Genomic DNA, 15,480 nt, shown 5'->3' on the forward strand with positions numbered 1-15,480 from the left:
CCTACCCGCACGGCTGCAATTACCACACACGAGCGCGGGGTGAGGTCAACCACCTACTGTGGGTGGTCGCGACCGGGCGGGAGGCGGCAGGTGGGCAAGCACAAGGTGAAGAAGAAGTGCTGCCGGTCGGAACCGCGCTGCAAGAGGTGCCCGGTGACCGCGCTGGCCGAACAGCGCCGGAAAGCGATCAAGAAAGCGGAGCGGGCCGCGCGCGGGAAACCGAAGAAGGCGGACTGATCCGCGCCACCCGGTGCGGGCCGGGTGGCGGGGTCGGCGCGGCGCTCAGGTCAGCGCGGCTTCGTTGAGCTTGTCCAGTTCCGGGGCGGTCCTGGTGGCCTGGAACTCCACCACCCGGTAACGGGCCAGCTTGTTGACGGCGAAGGGGTCGGTGGCCAGCAGCGCGTCCAGCCTGCCGCGCGGCATCGGCCGGGCGATGATCACGCCGCCGACGCGGGGCACCTGGCGCCCGGAGACGAGGAAGTGACCGGCTTCGTACTGCTTGTTCAGCCAGTCCACGTGATCCGGTAGCGAGTAGTCGACTTCGTCCAGCGGCTTGATGTACTCCAGCAGCACGACGTACATGGGAAAATGGTAGTCCCGCGACACCCGGGTGAACCCGCTATGATCGGGCCGTGCGCACTCTTTACCCGTTCTGGTGGTCCGCTTCGAGGCGGCCCTGAGAACTGCGCGTTGACGAGAACGCAGGCCGCCCGCTGGGGCGGCCTCCACGTGTCTCGAGGCCGGTCGGGCGGGCACACCCGAGAGGAAGCCACCCATGATCCGGCTGTCCGCGATCACCCCGTCCGGCCCCGTCCAACTGGGCAACTACCTCGGCGCGATCCGGCGGTGGGCCGCCGAGGGCACCGACGAGGACGTCTACTTCATCAGCGACCTGCACGCCATGACCACGTCGCACAACCCGGCCCGGTTGCGGTCGCTGGCGCGGGAGCAGCTGGCGGTGCTCATCGCCGCCGGCGTCGACCCCCACTCCGTGTCGGTGCAGTCCGACCTGGTGCGCGAGCTGGGCGCGCTCACCTGGGTCCTGGAGTGCACCTGCACGTACGGCGAGGCCGCGCGGATGATCCAGTTCAAGGAGAAGTCCGCCGGCCGGTCGTCGGTGCGGTTGAGCCTGCTCACCTACCCGGTGCTGATGGCGGCCGACATCCTGCTGCAGGGCGCGCACGAGGTGCCGGTCGGTGACGACCAGGCGCAGCACGTCGAACTGGCCCGCGTGCTGGCCCGGCGGTTCAACGGCACGTACGGCGAGGTGTTCACGATGCCGAAGTCCGTGGTCCCGCCCACCGCGGCGCGGGTGCGCGACCTGGCGGACCCGTCCCGCAAGATGGCGAAGTCCGCGAAGGACGCGGCGGGCACCGTCTTCGTGCTCGACCCACCGGACCTGATCCGCCGCAAGGTCAAGCGGGCCGTGACCGACGACCTCGGGGTCGTGCGGTACGCGCCCACCACCCAGCCGGGCGTGGCGAACCTGCTGGAGATCCTGGCCGCCTGCACGGCGAAGGACCCGGAGGAGTTGGCGTCCACGATGCCCGACTACGCGCAGTTGAAGGAGGCGACGGCGGAGGCGGTCATCGAGGAGTTGCGCGGCGTCCGGGAGAAGACGCAGGCCCTGCTGGACGACCCGGCCGAGCTGGACCGGGTCCGGGCCCACGGCGCCGAGCGCTCCCGTGAGCGGTGCGGTCACCGCTTGGACGCCGCCCTGCGCGTGTCCGGCCTGGGCTGAGCCCCACGCGATCCGGGGAGCCGGGCCCCGCACGACAGCCCGGCTCCCTGGACACCGACCTCCAGGACACCCCGGAAGCCCAGGCACCTCGAAGCCTCGAAGCCTCGAAGCCAGGGCATCGCAACGGGAGCCACCGACGCGACTCCACCCACCGATCAGATTTCGTGGTTTTCTGAGCAGCGGGACCACCGCAGAGGGACCACGACGCAAGGCGAACGATCGGTACGCAGGTCCGGGCTCAAGTCGGGAACGCTAAGCAGAGGGACCACATCATCGCTTGTACACAAATCCGCTGGATGAGATCCCCCTTCTGTTGCCCTCGATCGCGAAGAGCCCTCATGAGTGCCTCCTCATCAGCGGCTCGACACGGTGACGCGTGCGCGCACGAGGACGACAGATGGGGGATCCCGGCAGCGGATTTGTTTTTACCGAAAGTGTGGTCCCTTTGCTCAGCGTTCCCGACTTGAGTGGAGACCTGCGTAGCCGACGTTGCGTTGCTTCGTGGTCCCTCTGCGGTGGTCCCGCTGCTTAGAACGACTTCAAAAGATTTCAAGCTTCAAAGCGAAAAGCACAAAAGCCAAGGACGCCAAGGACGCCAAGGACGCCAAGGACGCCAAGGACGCCAAGGACATCGAACCCGTGTCGGTGGAGGCGCGGGAGTGGCGGGGGCTGGGGCTAGTGGGGTGGTTGCAGGAGGGCGTGCAGGGCGGGCAGCAGGGCCCGGTCGGCGGGCAGCCAGTCGAGGCCGTCGAGTTCGGCCCGGCTCACCCAGCGCACCGCGGGGTGGTCCAGCGCCCGCGGTTCCCCGCGCGTCAGGTCGGCCCGGTACACGCGGAGCAGGTGGTCCACCCGCAGGGGGATGTCCGGGCCGACCTGGTCACCTGGTGCGACCGTCACGCCCAGTTCCTCTTCGCACTCCCGGACCACCGCGGTGTGGTCGTCCTCCCCCGGCTCGACCCGCCCGCCGGGCAGTTCCCAGCCGCCCGCCACGTCCTGCGGGTAGCCGCGTTGCTGGGCGAGCAGCAGGCCGTCCCGCACGACCGCCGCGCCGACGACGACCTTCGCCACCGCCAGCTGCCCGCTGCGCTCGGCCACGGCCCGCACCCGGGCCCGCAGCACCTTCAGCGCCAGGCCGCGCCCCACGACCGCGTCGGCCAGTCGGCCCAGCGGTCCGCCGGGGCTCGTCCACTCCACCGAGTCGGCCACCAGGGTGCCGCCCTCCGCGGGCGCCAGGTCCGTGACCAGCGCGAGCTTGGGCAGCGGGCCGTTGACCAGGGTCGCCGAGACGCCGGTCCCGTCCGCCCTGGTGATCAGGAGCCCGCCCCTGACCGGCCCCACCGAGCCGGTCAGCTCCGCCCCCGCGTGCAGGACCGGGCCACCCGGGTCGACGCGCACGCCCAGGCCGCGGACGGACCGGGCCAGGAGCCGGGCGTCGAGCAGCGCCGCCGCGACCGTTCGCGGTGGCGCGGGGACCAGCGTGGTCGCTCGGAGCTGCGGCACGGGTGCGATCCTGCCATCACCGGTAGGCGGGCCAGCGCACCTCCAGGCGTGCGCCGCCCTCGGGCGACTCCGCGGCCCGGACCGTGCCCCTGCGGCGGCGCACGAGGTGCGCGACGAGCGCCAGGCCGAGCCCGAAGCCGCCGGTGGCCCGGCCCCGGTCCGACTCCACGCGGTAGAAGCGGTCGAACACCTTCTCCCGGTGCTCGGGCGGGATGCCGTGGCCGTCGTCGTCCACCAGCAGCCGGATCTCCCGGGGCGCGGGCAGCACCGAGATCCGGATGAACGTCCGCGCGTAGCGGGCGGCGTTGCGGAGCAGGTTGTCCAGCACCAGCTCCACCTCCGTGCGGGCGGCCTGGATGAGGCACGCGCCGATCGGGGCGTGGATCGACACCAGCAGCCCCGTCGTGGCCATCCGCTCCACCGCGGCCTGGGACTGGAGCACCAGGTCCACCGGTTCGGCGCGGGGCAGCTCGCCGGTGTCGGCGCGGGCCAGCAGGAGCAGGGCGTCGACCAGGTTGGACAGCCGCTCGGACTCCTCCACCACGGACTCCAGGACCTCGATGGAGAAGTCCGGGTCCGGGTGGGCCACCGCCACCTCCGCCTGCGCGCGCACGGACGTGACCGGGGAGCGCAGCTCGTGCGCGGCGTCCCCGGTGAACCGGCGCAACCGCTCGGTGGCCTCGTCGCGCCTGGCCAGCAGCGCGTTGAGGGCCTCGGCGAGGGCCTGCAGCTCGTCCCGCGCGGCCGGCACGGGCAGCCGCTCGCCCCCCGGCAGCCGGCCCGCCGCGACCCGCATCCGCTCCACCGGGCGCAGCGACGAGCGCACCGACAGCCAGGTCGCGATGCCCACCAGGCCCGCGACCAGCACCGCCGCCACCGCCAGCCACCGCGTGCCCAGGTCGTTGGCCTCCCGGTAGCCGACCAGGGTGTCGCCCACGACGTGCAGCTCCGGGGTGCCGTCGGCGGCGAACACCACCCGGCCGAGCCAGCGGTGCGCGCTGGCGCCGTCGACGCGCAGCACCCGCTCGCCCGCCTTGAGCTGCCGGATGTCCGCCGCGGTCAGGTCGGGCCTGGGCCCGCCGTCCAGCGGGTTGCCGGCGGTGTCCAGCACGCGCACCGACCCCGAGCGCTCCAGCTCGGCGTCCACCGCGCTGACCTGCACCCGCCCGATCAGGTCCGGGGCGAGCAGGGTCAGCGCCAGCAGGCACAGCAGCGCCACGCCGGTCGACACGACCGTGATCCGGAACCGCAGCGTGCGCCGCAGCCACCAGCGGCGCGGGTTCACCTGCGCCTGGCGGCCGACGAGTCGAGCGCCGCGTCCAGGTCGGGCGTCGAGGCCAGGTACCCGTGGCCCCGCACGGTGCGCACCACCTCCCCCGCGCCCATCGCGTCCAGCTTGCGCCGCAGGTAGCCGACGTAGACCTCCACCGCGTTGCGGGTCGCCGCCTGCTCGTCGCCCCACACCGTGCGCAGCAGCTCGTCCTTGGTCACCACCGAGCCCGCGCGACCGGCCAGCACGTCCAGCACGGCGTACTCGCGCGGCGACAGGTTCACCGGCTCGCCCGCCCAGCTCACCTCGCGCACCGCGCGGTCCACCACGAGGTCGCCCAGCTTGAGCTTGCGCCGGGCCAGGTCCGCCTGGTTGCGCCGGAGCAGCGCCCGCACCTGCGCGACCAGGACCACGAAGCTGAACGGCTTGACCAGGTAGCCGTCGGCGCCCAGGTCGAGGCCGTCGGCCTGGTCGACCTCGCCGTCCTTGGCCGACACCATGAGGACCGGCGTGCGCACGCCCTCGGCGCGCATCCGCTGGAGCACCCGGTAGCCGCTCAGGCCGGGCAGCATGATGTCCAGCAGCACCACGTCGAAGGCGCCGGTCAGCGCCACGCGCAGCGCGTTCGGCCCGTCGGCCGCGGTGACCACCTCCATGCCCTCGGCGGACAGGCCCCGCTCCAGCGCGCGCCGCACGCCCACCTCGTCGTCAACTACCAGCACCCGTGGCCTCACGCTCCTCAGGATGCCCGCTGGGGGTGACAATCGGCTCGGGATCCTCAGTCGGTTCTCAGCGTCGGGGCGACTCTCAGCGTGATCTCAGCCCCACCCGAGGAAGGTCTGGGTTGTCGGACCGGCGCCCGGTCGGCCGACGCCCTTGGAGGAGGGGACATGAACCGGAGAAGGGTGACCGTGGCCGCCGCGGCGGTCGGCGTGGTCGCCGGAGCCGCGGGTCTGGGGGTGCTCGCGATGCCCGCCGGTGCGGGGCCCGCCCCCGTCCTGCCGGACGTGAGCGCGGAGGCCCTGGTCGAATCGGTGCTCACCGCCGAGCCCACCGCGTTCGGCGGCTCGGTGGAGGTGTCCAACGACCTGGGTGTCCCGGGCATCGCGGGCCTGCCCCAGCTGTCCGACGGCGACTCCAGGCTGCGGATGTGGACCGACGGCGAGGGCCGCGTGCGGGTCCAGCTCCCGGCGGGCGACTCCGAGCGGACGTTCGTCGACGACGGGCGGACGGGCTGGCTGTGGAACTCGGCCGACCAGACGGTGACGCAGCTGCCGCACGGCGAGCTGTCCGAGCCGACCCTGGAGCTGGACCCGCAGGCGCAGAAGTCCGTCCCGCCGGACCCGGTGTCGCTGTCCCGCGAGGTCGTGGCGAAGGTCAAGGAGTTCAGCGACGTCAGCGTGGACGGCACGGCCCGCGTCGCGGGCCGGTCGGTCTACGAGCTGGTGCTGACCCCGAAGCCGACGGAGCGGACGGTGCTGCGCGAGGTCCGCGTCGCCGTCGACTCGGAGCTGCGGGTGCCGCTGCGGGTGGCGGTGCTGACCAACGGCACCGACGCGCCGGCCGTGCAGGTCGGCTTCGCGGAGCTGACCGTGGGCCCGCAGGACGCGAGCCTGTTCACCTTCACGCCGCCGGCGGGCGCCAAGGTCAAGCAGTTCGAGCAGGGCGGCCCGACCGAGGAGGAGAAGGCCGCGGTCCAGGGCGCGCTCGAAGCGGCGAAGCCCGAGGTCCTCGGTGAGGGCTGGGACGTCGTGCTGACGGTGAAGGTCTCGCCCGACGCCCTGACGACCCTGTCCGAGCAGCAGTCCCGCCGGGACCGCGGGGAGGGCCGTGACCGGGCGGAGGACGTCGACGTGCAGGGCATGCTCAAGCAGCTGGGCAAGCAGGTCAGCGGCCCGTGGGGCAGCGGCACCCTGATCACCACGAAGGTGGGCGGCGTCCTGCTGGCCGACGACGGCCGGGTGGCGGCCGGCGCGGTGCCGGAGCAGGTGCTCACCGAGGCCATCGCCCAGGTCGAGTAACCGCACCGGCCGGCGCCGGGTCCAATCCCCGGCGCCGGCCGCTACTGGCACCTCGGCGCGGCTGCCGCACTCCGGCACTTCAGCACTTCAGCACTTCAGCACTTCAGCACTTCAGCACTTCAGCACTTCAGCACTTCAGCACTTCAGCACTTCAGCACTTCAGCACTTCAGCACTTCAGCACTTCAGCACCGACGATGGGAGAGGAGGTCCGCGATGCCACGCCACCCCTTGACCCACACCACCCCTGGGCGCCACCCACACCGCGCACAACCCGGCCACCGGCCGCGCGTCGCCGGGCCTCACCCCGCGAGGTGCCTCGCGGGCCGCCCGACCAGGGCCGGTTCCCAAGCCTGCTCCACCGCACTCCCGGGTCCGGAGCCCCGTCGCCGGGGGTCGACCAGCCCGGCTCATCCGCTCCGCCCGACACCCGGGCCGATCGGCGCACGCGACGACGCACCCGGCCACGATCCAGCCGGACCACGATCCACCCGGACCACCGCCCGCACCGCCGGGCCACCCGGCCTCCGCTCGCCCAGCGGTCCGCCAGCCACCTCTGCTCTGCCGCAACCCACCTTCCCGACCTGCGCGGATCCGGTACGAGGGTTCCGCGTGGCGGGCGTGCTCCCGTCTCGGAAGCCCGAGCCGTCGGCCACGAGCGGGCGGGCGGGGGTGGGCGGGGTGTCGGTCCGGTGGGCGGGGTGTCGGTGGTCGTCGCGGGCCGGTGGGCCGGCCGGCGGCGGACGGACCTCATGACTCGCCGGAACAGGCGAACACGCACCGCGGCACGCCGCGGACGAACCACAGGAGAAGACGGTATGACCACCTCGACCAGCGCGCGGGCGGAGCCGGCCGACGCCGGTGACGCCCCGCCCCTCGTGGCCCGGACGCGAGGGCTGCGCAAGGTGTACGGGCGCACCGTCGCGGTGGACCGGGTGGACCTCGACGTGCCGGAGGGCGCGGTGCTGGGGATGCTCGGGCCCAACGGGTCGGGCAAGACCACCACGATCCGGATGCTGCTCGGGCTCGTGCGGCCGACCGCGGGGGAGGTGGAGCTGCTCGGGCAGGCGCTGCCCGACGGGGCCGCGGCGGCGTTGCCGCACGTCGGCGCGCTGGTCGAGGGGCCGGGGTTCCACCCGTTCCTGTCCGGGCGGGAGAACCTCCGGCGGATCGCGGCGTTCGAGCCGCTGCTCGCCACCGGTTCGATCAAGCAGGCCGTGGAGGAGGCCCTGGAGCGGGTCGGGCTCGGCGCCGCCGCGCACCGCCGGTACCGGGGCTACTCGCTGGGCATGAAGCAGCGGCTCGGGCTGGCCTCCGCGCTGCTGGTGGAGCGCAAGCTGATCGTGCTCGACGAGCCGACCAACGGCCTGGACCCGGCGGGCACGCGGGAGGTGCGCAACGTCATCGCCGAGCTGCGCAACGGCAGCACCACGGTGGTGGTGTCGTCGCACCTGCTCAGCGAGATCGAGGCGACCTGCTCGCACGTGGCCGTGCTGCACCGGGGCACGGTGGTGGCCCAGGGCGACCTGGCCGAGCTGCTCCAGGCCGAGAGCAGCGCGCTGCTGGTGGTCACCCCGGAGTGGATGGAGGCCCTGAACGTCCTGCGCGAGGGGCGGATCTCGGCGCGGGCGACCAACGACGGGCTGCGGGTCGAGCTGATCGGCACGACCCCGCCCGCCGTGCTGGAGACGCTGGTCAAGGCCGGCATCCCGGTGTGCGAGGCGCGGCGGCAGCGGACGGGGCTGGAGGAGCTGTTCGCGCGGCTGACCGAGGCCGAGGAGACCGACGAGGGGCTGTCCGCGGTGGACACGATCGAGGAGGACGCGTGATGGGCACGCTGGTCGCGACCCGCGCTCCGCTGGGCCGCCAGCTGCGGTCGGAGCTGCGGTGGATCGTGCGTCGGCCGCGGACGGTGATCGGGCTGTCGGCGCTGTGCCTGGTGCCGGTGCTGGCCGGGGTCGGGATGTGGTTCGCGGTGGACGGCGACGAGGGCGGCGGCGCGGGGCCGGGGCTCGCCGCGATCATCGCGGGCAACGGCCTGGTGCTGCCGATCTTCACCCTCTTCCTGGCGCTGCCGCTGCTGCTGCCCCTGGTCGGGGCGATCTGGGCGGCGGACGGGCTGGCCGGCGAGTCGCAGCACGGCACGCTGCGCGGGCTGCTGCTGTCCCCGGTGGGGCGGTTGCGGCTGCTGGCGGTCAAGGCGTTCGGCGTGGCCACGATGACGTTGTTCGCGGTGCTGCTGCTCGCGTTCGTCGGGGCCGTCACCGGCGTGGTCCTGTTCGGCGGGCAGGGGTTGCTGACGCTGTCCGGCAACACGCTGCCGTTCCTCGACGCCCTGGGCCGGATCGCGCTGACCGCCGTGCTGGTCACGGTGCAGGTGTGGGGTGTGGCGGCGATCGCGCTGGCGATCTCGGCGTGCACCGAGCACCCGCTGGTGGTGATGGCGGCGACCATGGCGGGCGTGACCGTGTTCAACGTGCTGGGCCTGTTCAGCGCGCTGGACTGGCTGCACCCGTACCTGATCACCTCCGGCTGGCCGGGGCTGATCGACGTGATGCGCGACCCGCTGCCGGGCGACGAGCTGTGGAACAGCACAGCGCTGGCGGGCTGCTACATCCTGATCGGGCTGTCGCTGGCGGCAATGCGGTTGGCGACCAAGGACGTCTGAGGCATCTTCGACCCGTGTTCCTGGAAACCGAGCGCGTGGTGCTGCGGGACTTCACGCCGTCCGACGTGGACGCCCTGGCCGACCTGCACGCCGATCCGGCGGTGATGCGGTACCTGGAGGCCGGCCGGCCGCTCGACCGCGAAGCGGTGGCGCGGGACCTGCTCCCGCGCTTCCTCGCGGGCGCCGGCTGGTGGGCCGGGGTCGACAGGGGGACCGGCCGGGTCATCGGAGCTTTCGAGTTCCGCGAGACCGAGCCGGGCGTGCGCGAGCTGGGCTACCGGCTGCACAGCCGGCACTGGGGCGTGGGCTACGCGACCGAGGTGTCCGCGGCGCTGGTGGCGAAGGGCTTCCGCGAGCTGGGGGTGCGCCGGGTGGTCGCCACGACGATGGCGGTGAACGCCGGTTCGCGCCGGGTGATGGAGAAGGTGGGGCTCCGCTTCGCGCGGGCCTTCCACCAGGACTGGCCCGACACGATCCCCGGCTCCGAGCACGGCGAGGTCGAGTACGCGCTCGACCGGGAGGAGTGGGCCGCTACCCGATGACGGCGACGCCGTCCGGGTCGACGGCCAGCCGGACGCGGTCGCCGGGTGCGGGAGGGTCGGCGATCGGGGCCACCGCCTCGAACTCGTCCGCCTCCCCGCCGGCGCCCGAGCCACCCCCACCCGCCGCCGGGCCACCCGCCGCCGCGCCACCCGACCCGCCGTCGACCGCCGCCCCACCCGATGCCGCGCCACCCACCCCCACGCCGTCTGATGCCGGGCCACCCGCCGCCGGGCCACCCGACCCGGCGATGCCCGCCGCCGCGCCACCCGACCCGGCGGTGCCGGCACCCGGTTCGACGCGGCCCGGTTCGACGCGGCCCGGTCCGGTGCGTCCCGGTGCGGCGTGGTCCGGTGCGGCGTGGTCCGGTGCGGCGTGGTCCGGTGCGGCGTGGTCCGGTTCGGCGTGGTCCGGTTCGGCACCACCGCTCCCCGCGTCGCTGCTCCCGGCGCCGCCGCTGCCAGGACCACCCGTCCCGCCGTCGACCGCCGCCCCACCGCTCAGCACGCCCCCGGCGTCCACCAGGCGGACCAGCAGCCGGACGTGGTCGCGGCGGTGGACGCGTTCCAGGACCTCCGCCTCCAGCGGGCCGTCGGGGGTCACGCGCAGCGCCGTCGACCGCAGGCCCACCCGTGCCGGCACGCCGACCAGCCGTTCCGCCACGCCGGCCGGCAGCACCTTCCCGCACCCCAGGAACCGCGCCACCGCCACGTCCACCGGCGACCGCCACACCTGCGCGGGCGGCCCGACCTGGCGGATGCGCCCCGCGCGCATCACCGCCACCCGGTCCGCCAGCGTGAACGCCTCGTCGTGGTCGTGCGTCACCACCAGCGCCGTCGCCCCCGCCTCGCGCAGCAGCCGCGCCAGGTCCACCGCCAGCGACTCCCGCAGCGCCCGGTCCAGCGCCGACAGCGGCTCGTCCAGCAGCAGCAGGCGCGGCCGGGGCGCGAGGGCGCGGGCCAGCGCCACCCGTTGCTGCTCGCCGCCGGACAGCTCGGTCACCCGGCGCCCCCGGTAGCCGGCGAGCCCGACCAGCTCCAGCAGCTCGTCGACCCGCTTGCGCCGCGCCTCCCGCTCGACACCGCGCATCCGCAGCCCGAACGCGACGTTCCCGGCCACGTCCCGGTGCGGGAACAGCTGCCCGTCCTGGAACACCAGCCCGAACCCGCGCCGGTGCACCGGCGTGCCGGCCAGGTCCACCCCGTCCCACGCCACGGTCCCCGCCGAGGGCGCCTCCAGCCCCGCGACCGCCCGCAGCAGCGTCGACTTCCCGCAGCCGGACGGCCCGAGCAGGGCCACGACCTCGCCGTCCCCGACCGACAGGTCCACCCCGGCCACCGCCTCGACGGCCCCGTACCGGACGGTGATCCCGCTCAGCTCCAACGACACCTAGAACTCCCCGCCGGCCGGCACCCGCAGCCGCTCGATCAACAGCACCGCCGCCGTGGTCACCACCATCAGCAGCGCGCACGCCGCGTACGCCATCTGGCTGTTCAACTCGCCCGGCCGCGACATCAGCCGCGCGATCACCACCGGCAGCGTCGGCGCGTCCGGCCGGGCCAGGAAGCTGGTCGCCCCGAACTCGCCCAGCGCCACCACGAACCCGAACCCGGCCGCCGCCAGCAGCGACCGCGACGCCAGCGGCAGGTCCACCTCCCGCCACACCCGCCACGGGCTCGCGCCCAGCGTCGCGGCGGCCTGCCGCAACCGCTCGTCGACCGCCCGCAGCACCGGCAGCACGATCCGCACCACCAGCGGCGTCACCACCAGGGCCTGCGCCAGCGGCACCAGCAGCGGCGAGGTGCGGAAGTCGCCCGGCAGGGCGTCCATGGTGATCAGGTAGCCGAACCCGACCGTCACCGCCGACACGCCCAGCGGCAGCATCAGCGCGGTGTCCAGGGTCTCGGCGAACCACGACCCGTGCCGCCGCAGCCCGACCAGCACCACCGCCGAGACCACCCCGACGACCAGCGCGACCAGCGTCGCGTCCGTGGCCACGCGCAGCGAGTTCACCGCCGCGCCCCAGCCGGTGACGGCGAGCGTGCCGCGCTCCCCCGTCCCGGCCAGCGCCCGGTACCCGGCCAGGCTCCACCCGTCCTCGGCGGCCACCGACCGCACCAGCAGGCCCACCACGGGCAGCAGCAGCGCGCCGACCACCAGCCAGGCCGCGCCCACGACCGCCCACTCGCCGCCGACCGGCCGCCGCACCGGCTCGACCCGCAGCGCCTGCGACCGCTCCCGCCGCCGCCGCGCCGCGCCGCCCACCAGCAGCACCGCCAGCACCGCCGCGAACTGCACCAGCGACAGCGCCGCCGCGCCGGGCAGGTCGAACAGCTCGACCGTGCGCAGGTAGATCTCCGTCTCCAGGGTCCGGTGCCGCGCGCCGCCGAGCACCAGCACCACGCCGAAGCTCGTCGCGCAGAACAGGAACACCACCGACGCGGCCGAGCCGATCGCGGGCGCCAGCGCGGGCAGCACCACGGACGTGAACGCCCGCAGCCGCGACGCGCCCAGCGCCCGCGCCGCGTCCTCGGCCCTCCGGTCCACCCGCGCCCACAGCCCGCCGACGGTCCGCGCCACCACGGCGACGTTGAAGAACGCGTTGGCCAGCACGATCGGCAGCACCCCGCCGTCGGGCCACAGCGCCCGGAACGCCAGCCCGACCACCACGGTCGGCAGCACGAACGGCACCACCACCGCCGCGCGCACCACGCCCGCGCCCCGCACCCGGCACCGGGCCAGCAGGAACGCCACCGGCAGCCCGGCGGCCAGGGCGAGCGCCGTCGCCCCCGCCGCCTGCCCGAGGGTGAAGCCGACCAGGTCCCAGGTGCGCCGGTCCACCAGCGCCGGCCACACCCCGCCCTCGCCCAGGCCGAGGCCGACGATCGCGACCACCGGCCAGGCGAAGAACACCCCCAGGAACGCCAGGGGCAGCAGCGCGGCCAGCGACCAGGTCAGCCTTGGACCAGCGAGCGCCACTGCGCGACCCACTGCTCGCGGTTGGCGTCGACCCGGTCGGCGGGCAGGGTCCGCGCCTCTTCCGGCAGCGGCGCGGCCTTGGTCCACGCCTCGGGCAGCGCCACGCCCTCGCGCGAGGGGTAGACGTACATCTGCTCGGGCACGTCGGCCTGGAACCGCTCCGACAGCAGGAAGTCCACCACCTTGCGGGCGTCCTCCGGGTTCTTCGCGCCGTTCAGCACGCCGGCGTACTCCACCTGCCGGTAGCAGGTGTCCAGCAGCGCCTTGGTGCGCGGGGCGCCGTCGTCACCGATCTCGGCGGACGGCGAGGAGGCGTAGGACACCACGATCGGCCGCGAGCCCTTGCCGCTGGAGCCGGAGAAGTCCTGCGTGTAAGCCTCCTCCCAGCCGCTGACGACCTTGACGCCGTTGGCCTTGAGCTTCGTCCAGTACTCCTGCCAGCCGGATTCGCCGAACTCGGCGATCGTGCCCAGCAGGAACGCCAGACCGGGCGAGGAGGTGGCCGGGTCCTGCACGACCAGCAGGTCCCGGTACTTCGGGTCGGTCAGGTCGGCGTAGGTCCGCGGCTCGCCCTCGTCCTGCAGCGCGGCCACGTCGACGTTCACGCACACGTCGCCGACGTCGACCGCGTGCAGCCGGTTCGGCGGGTCCAGCCGGTAGCGCTGCGCGCCCTTGTCCGCCTCGGCGCTCGCGTGCTCGGCGAACACGTCCTCCGCCAACGCCCGCGAGGCGAACGTCGAGTCGACGCCGAAGGCCACGTCGCCGATCGGGTTGCCCTTGGTGAGCACCAGCTTGTTGGTCAGCTCGCCCGCGTCGCCACTGGCCAGCGGCTTGACCGTGATCCCGGTCTCGGCCTTGAAAGCCTCCAGCAGCTCGGGCTTCACGGTGAACGAGTCGTGGGTCACCAGCGTGACGACCCGCTCCTGCGGCGGGGACTGGTTGGCGGTCACCGAGCACGCGGTCAGCGCGATCCCGGCGACGGCGGCGGTCAGCACTCGTCGAAGCATCATCTCTCCCTACACCGGCATGACCCGGATCAGGTGTGGACGGTCGAGGGCTGGCGCGCCCTCCTCTCAGCCCGGCGCAGCACCGGACTCCCGTGGCAACCGCGCAGCCTACGCCATGCGGTGGGAACATCCCGGTATGGCCGAACTGCTGACCGACGACCAGGTGACCAACGCGCTGTCCACCCTGCCGGGGTGGCGCGCCCGGGACGCGGCGCTGGTGCGCACCGTGGAGCTGGCGAGCTTCGCCCAGGCGATCCAGGTGGTGAACCGGGTGGCGGAGATCGCCGAGAACGACGACCACCACCCCGACATCGACATCCGCTGGCGCACGCTGACGTTCCGGTGCAGCACGCACTCCACCGGCGGGATCACCGCCCTGGACGTGTCACTGGCGCAGGAGATCGACGGAGTGGTCGACGCCCTGGCGTGAGCGCTGCCCCAGCACCACGGCGACCGCGACGAGCGTGAGCAGGCCCACCGCCGGGTACACCCAGCCGAGCAGCGAGAGGTACCACGGGCGCGGGATGATCCAGATGGACGGCTGCGCGATCAGCAGGAACGAGATGAGGTAGCTGCCGATCGCCAGCAGCCACGCCCAGGCGGTGACCGCCGCGAGCCGGTGGCGCACGCCGTGGACCAGCCACATGAGCGCGGGCACGGCCCAGACCCAGTGGTGGCTCCACGAGATCGGCGACACCAGCAGGCCGAGGAACTGGACGGTGACGATCATCGCCAGCGCGTCCCGCGCCCGCGCCGCGGAGCGCAGCGCCCACGCGGCCAGCGCCACCGCGACCGCGACCGCGGCCAGGTAGAGCGGGCCGGTCTGCACGTCGTGGCCGACGGTGCGGGACAGCGCGCCGCGCAGCGACTGGTTGATCGCCGACCCGACCGGGCCGACCCGCGTGGCGTCGCCGAGCAGCTGGAACCAGAACTGGTGGGACTGGCTCGCGGAGACCAGGTAGCCCAGGCCGACCGTGCCCGCGAACGCGGCGACCGACCAGGCCGCCGCCCGGAAGTTCCGCGTGACGAGGAAGTACAGCCCCGTGATGGCGGGCGTCAGCTTGATGCCCGCCGCGACGCCGACACCCGCGCCGCCCACCCAGGGCCGCGCGCTGACCACCGCGCCCAGCAGCAGCGCGGCGAGCACGAGGTTGACCTGCCCGTAGTTGAGCGTGGTCCGCACCGGCTCGACCCACACGAACAGGCCGGTCCACAGCAGCGCGCGGCGGGGGTCGCGGCTGCCCGCCAGCTCCAGCGATTTGCGCACCAGGAACCACAGGCACGCCAGGCTCAGCAGCTGCCAGAACCAGCGCGCCACCCCCCACGAGACCCAGTGCAGCGGCAGGAACAGCAGCGCCGCGAACGGCGGGTAGGTGAACGGCAGCGCGAACTTGTCGGAGAACTCCGTCAGCCGCCACTGGTACAGCTCGCCGGTGAACAGCTCGGGCGAGCCCGAGCGGTAGACCATCAGGTCTACCATGGTCATCTGCGTCTGGAAGGCCACCATCGTCAGGTGACCGACCAGGGAGAGCCCGAACAGCCAGGGGGCGAGGGCGAGCACGCGGGCCTCGATCGCTCGCAGGTTCACTCCACTACCTCCACGTCCGTGTGAATTGCACGACTGTCGGGCCACGAAACGGGGTACTCGTTCGTCAAGACGAGTGGGAGATCAACGCAAGGGGATTCGCATGACCGCCGACATCGTCGTGTTCACCGTCGCAGCGCTCGGGATGCTGGCCACCGCCGGGGGCGTGTT

14 protein-coding genes and 1 pseudogene are annotated in these 15,480 nt (G+C 73.8%); 7 read left to right on the forward strand and 8 right to left on the reverse strand.

The annotated features are described in order from the left end of the window. Positions 1-90 precede the first annotated feature (90 nt). Complete coding sequence (locus JOE68_RS11325) at positions 91-237, forward strand: hypothetical protein (protein WP_204842322.1); 147 nt, start codon at positions 91-93, stop codon at positions 235-237. A gap of 45 nt (positions 238-282) precedes the next feature. Here JOE68_RS11325 and JOE68_RS11330 read toward each other — a convergent pair whose 3' ends face one another. Further along, positions 283-582 carry a YciI family protein gene (locus tag JOE68_RS11330; RefSeq protein ID WP_204842323.1) on the reverse strand — a complete coding sequence of 100 codons (300 nt, stop codon included), beginning with the start codon at positions 580-582 and terminating at the stop codon, positions 283-285. A gap of 193 nt (positions 583-775) precedes the next feature. Here JOE68_RS11330 and trpS point away from each other — a divergent pair, with 193 nt between their 5' ends. Beyond that, the gene (trpS, locus tag JOE68_RS11335) at positions 776-1,741 is read left to right on the forward strand and encodes a tryptophan--tRNA ligase (protein WP_204842324.1); all 966 of its coding nucleotides are present in this window, start codon (positions 776-778) and stop codon (positions 1,739-1,741) included. Between the two features lie 675 nt (positions 1,742-2,416). Here the strand turns inward: trpS and JOE68_RS11340 are convergent. Genes JOE68_RS11340 through JOE68_RS11350 form a run of 3 tightly spaced genes read right to left on the reverse strand, consistent with a single transcriptional unit; the run spans position 2,417 to position 5,233 of the window. After that, entirely contained in the window at positions 2,417-3,241 is an 825-nt protein-coding gene (locus JOE68_RS11340; protein ID WP_204842325.1) for an NUDIX domain-containing protein, read from the reverse strand. A gap of 16 nt (positions 3,242-3,257) precedes the next feature. Continuing rightward, on the reverse strand, positions 3,258-4,526 hold the full coding sequence (locus JOE68_RS11345) for a sensor histidine kinase (protein WP_204842326.1): 1,269 nt from the start codon (positions 4,524-4,526) through the stop codon (positions 3,258-3,260). Further along, the gene (locus tag JOE68_RS11350; RefSeq protein ID WP_307819636.1) at positions 4,523-5,233 is read right to left on the reverse strand and encodes a response regulator transcription factor; all 711 of its coding nucleotides are present in this window, start codon (positions 5,231-5,233) and stop codon (positions 4,523-4,525) included. Before JOE68_RS11350 ends, JOE68_RS11345 begins: the two co-directional genes overlap by 4 nt. Before the next feature lie 168 nt (positions 5,234-5,401). On the opposite strand from JOE68_RS11350, the gene JOE68_RS11355 reads away from it, so the two are divergent. From JOE68_RS11355 to JOE68_RS11370, 4 genes are all read left to right on the forward strand, one after another. Continuing rightward, positions 5,402-6,532, forward strand: a complete 1,131-nt coding sequence (locus JOE68_RS11355) for a LolA family protein (protein WP_204842327.1) — start codon at positions 5,402-5,404, stop codon at positions 6,530-6,532. An 816-nt stretch (positions 6,533-7,348) separates the two neighbouring features. Then, complete coding sequence (locus JOE68_RS11360; RefSeq protein WP_204842328.1) at positions 7,349-8,359, forward strand: ABC transporter ATP-binding protein; 1,011 nt, start codon at positions 7,349-7,351, stop codon at positions 8,357-8,359. Next, positions 8,359-9,198, forward strand: coding sequence for an ABC transporter permease (locus JOE68_RS11365; RefSeq protein WP_204842329.1), 840 nt, complete (start codon positions 8,359-8,361; stop codon positions 9,196-9,198). The genes JOE68_RS11360 and JOE68_RS11365 overlap by 1 nt, the downstream gene beginning before the upstream one ends. Positions 9,199-9,212: 14 nt before the next feature. Continuing rightward, positions 9,213-9,740 (forward strand): GNAT family N-acetyltransferase, encoded by a 528-nt coding sequence (locus JOE68_RS11370; RefSeq protein WP_204842330.1) that lies wholly within the window; start codon positions 9,213-9,215, stop codon positions 9,738-9,740. Positions 9,741-10,221: 481 nt separating this feature from the next. Here JOE68_RS11370 and JOE68_RS11375 read toward each other — a convergent pair. From JOE68_RS11375 to JOE68_RS11385, 3 genes and pseudogenes are all read right to left on the reverse strand, one after another. Beyond that, positions 10,222-11,127, reverse strand: a pseudogene (locus JOE68_RS11375) (ABC transporter ATP-binding protein); the annotation flags it as partial. Beyond that, complete coding sequence (locus JOE68_RS11380; protein WP_346038595.1) at positions 11,128-12,717, reverse strand: ABC transporter permease; 1,590 nt, start codon at positions 12,715-12,717, stop codon at positions 11,128-11,130. Next, a complete protein-coding gene (locus JOE68_RS11385; RefSeq protein ID WP_204846048.1) occupies positions 12,693-13,724 on the reverse strand; it encodes a thiamine ABC transporter substrate-binding protein in 1,032 nt (343 codons plus the stop codon). Before JOE68_RS11385 ends, JOE68_RS11380 begins: the two co-directional genes overlap by 25 nt. 136 nt (positions 13,725-13,860) lie before the next feature. Here JOE68_RS11385 and JOE68_RS11390 point away from each other — a divergent pair, with 136 nt between their 5' ends. After that, on the forward strand, positions 13,861-14,154 hold the full coding sequence (locus tag JOE68_RS11390) for a 4a-hydroxytetrahydrobiopterin dehydratase (RefSeq protein ID WP_204842331.1): 294 nt from the start codon (positions 13,861-13,863) through the stop codon (positions 14,152-14,154). Here the strand turns inward: JOE68_RS11390 and JOE68_RS11395 are convergent. Continuing rightward, positions 14,110-15,312 carry a mannosyltransferase gene (locus tag JOE68_RS11395; protein WP_204842332.1) on the reverse strand — a complete coding sequence of 401 codons (1,203 nt, stop codon included), beginning with the start codon at positions 15,310-15,312 and terminating at the stop codon, positions 14,110-14,112. The genes JOE68_RS11390 and JOE68_RS11395 overlap by 45 nt on opposite strands. Positions 15,313-15,480 lie beyond the last annotated feature (168 nt).

The organism is Saccharothrix algeriensis, from assembly GCF_016907655.1.
Classification (GTDB): domain Bacteria; phylum Actinomycetota; class Actinomycetes; order Mycobacteriales; family Pseudonocardiaceae; genus Actinosynnema; species Actinosynnema algeriense.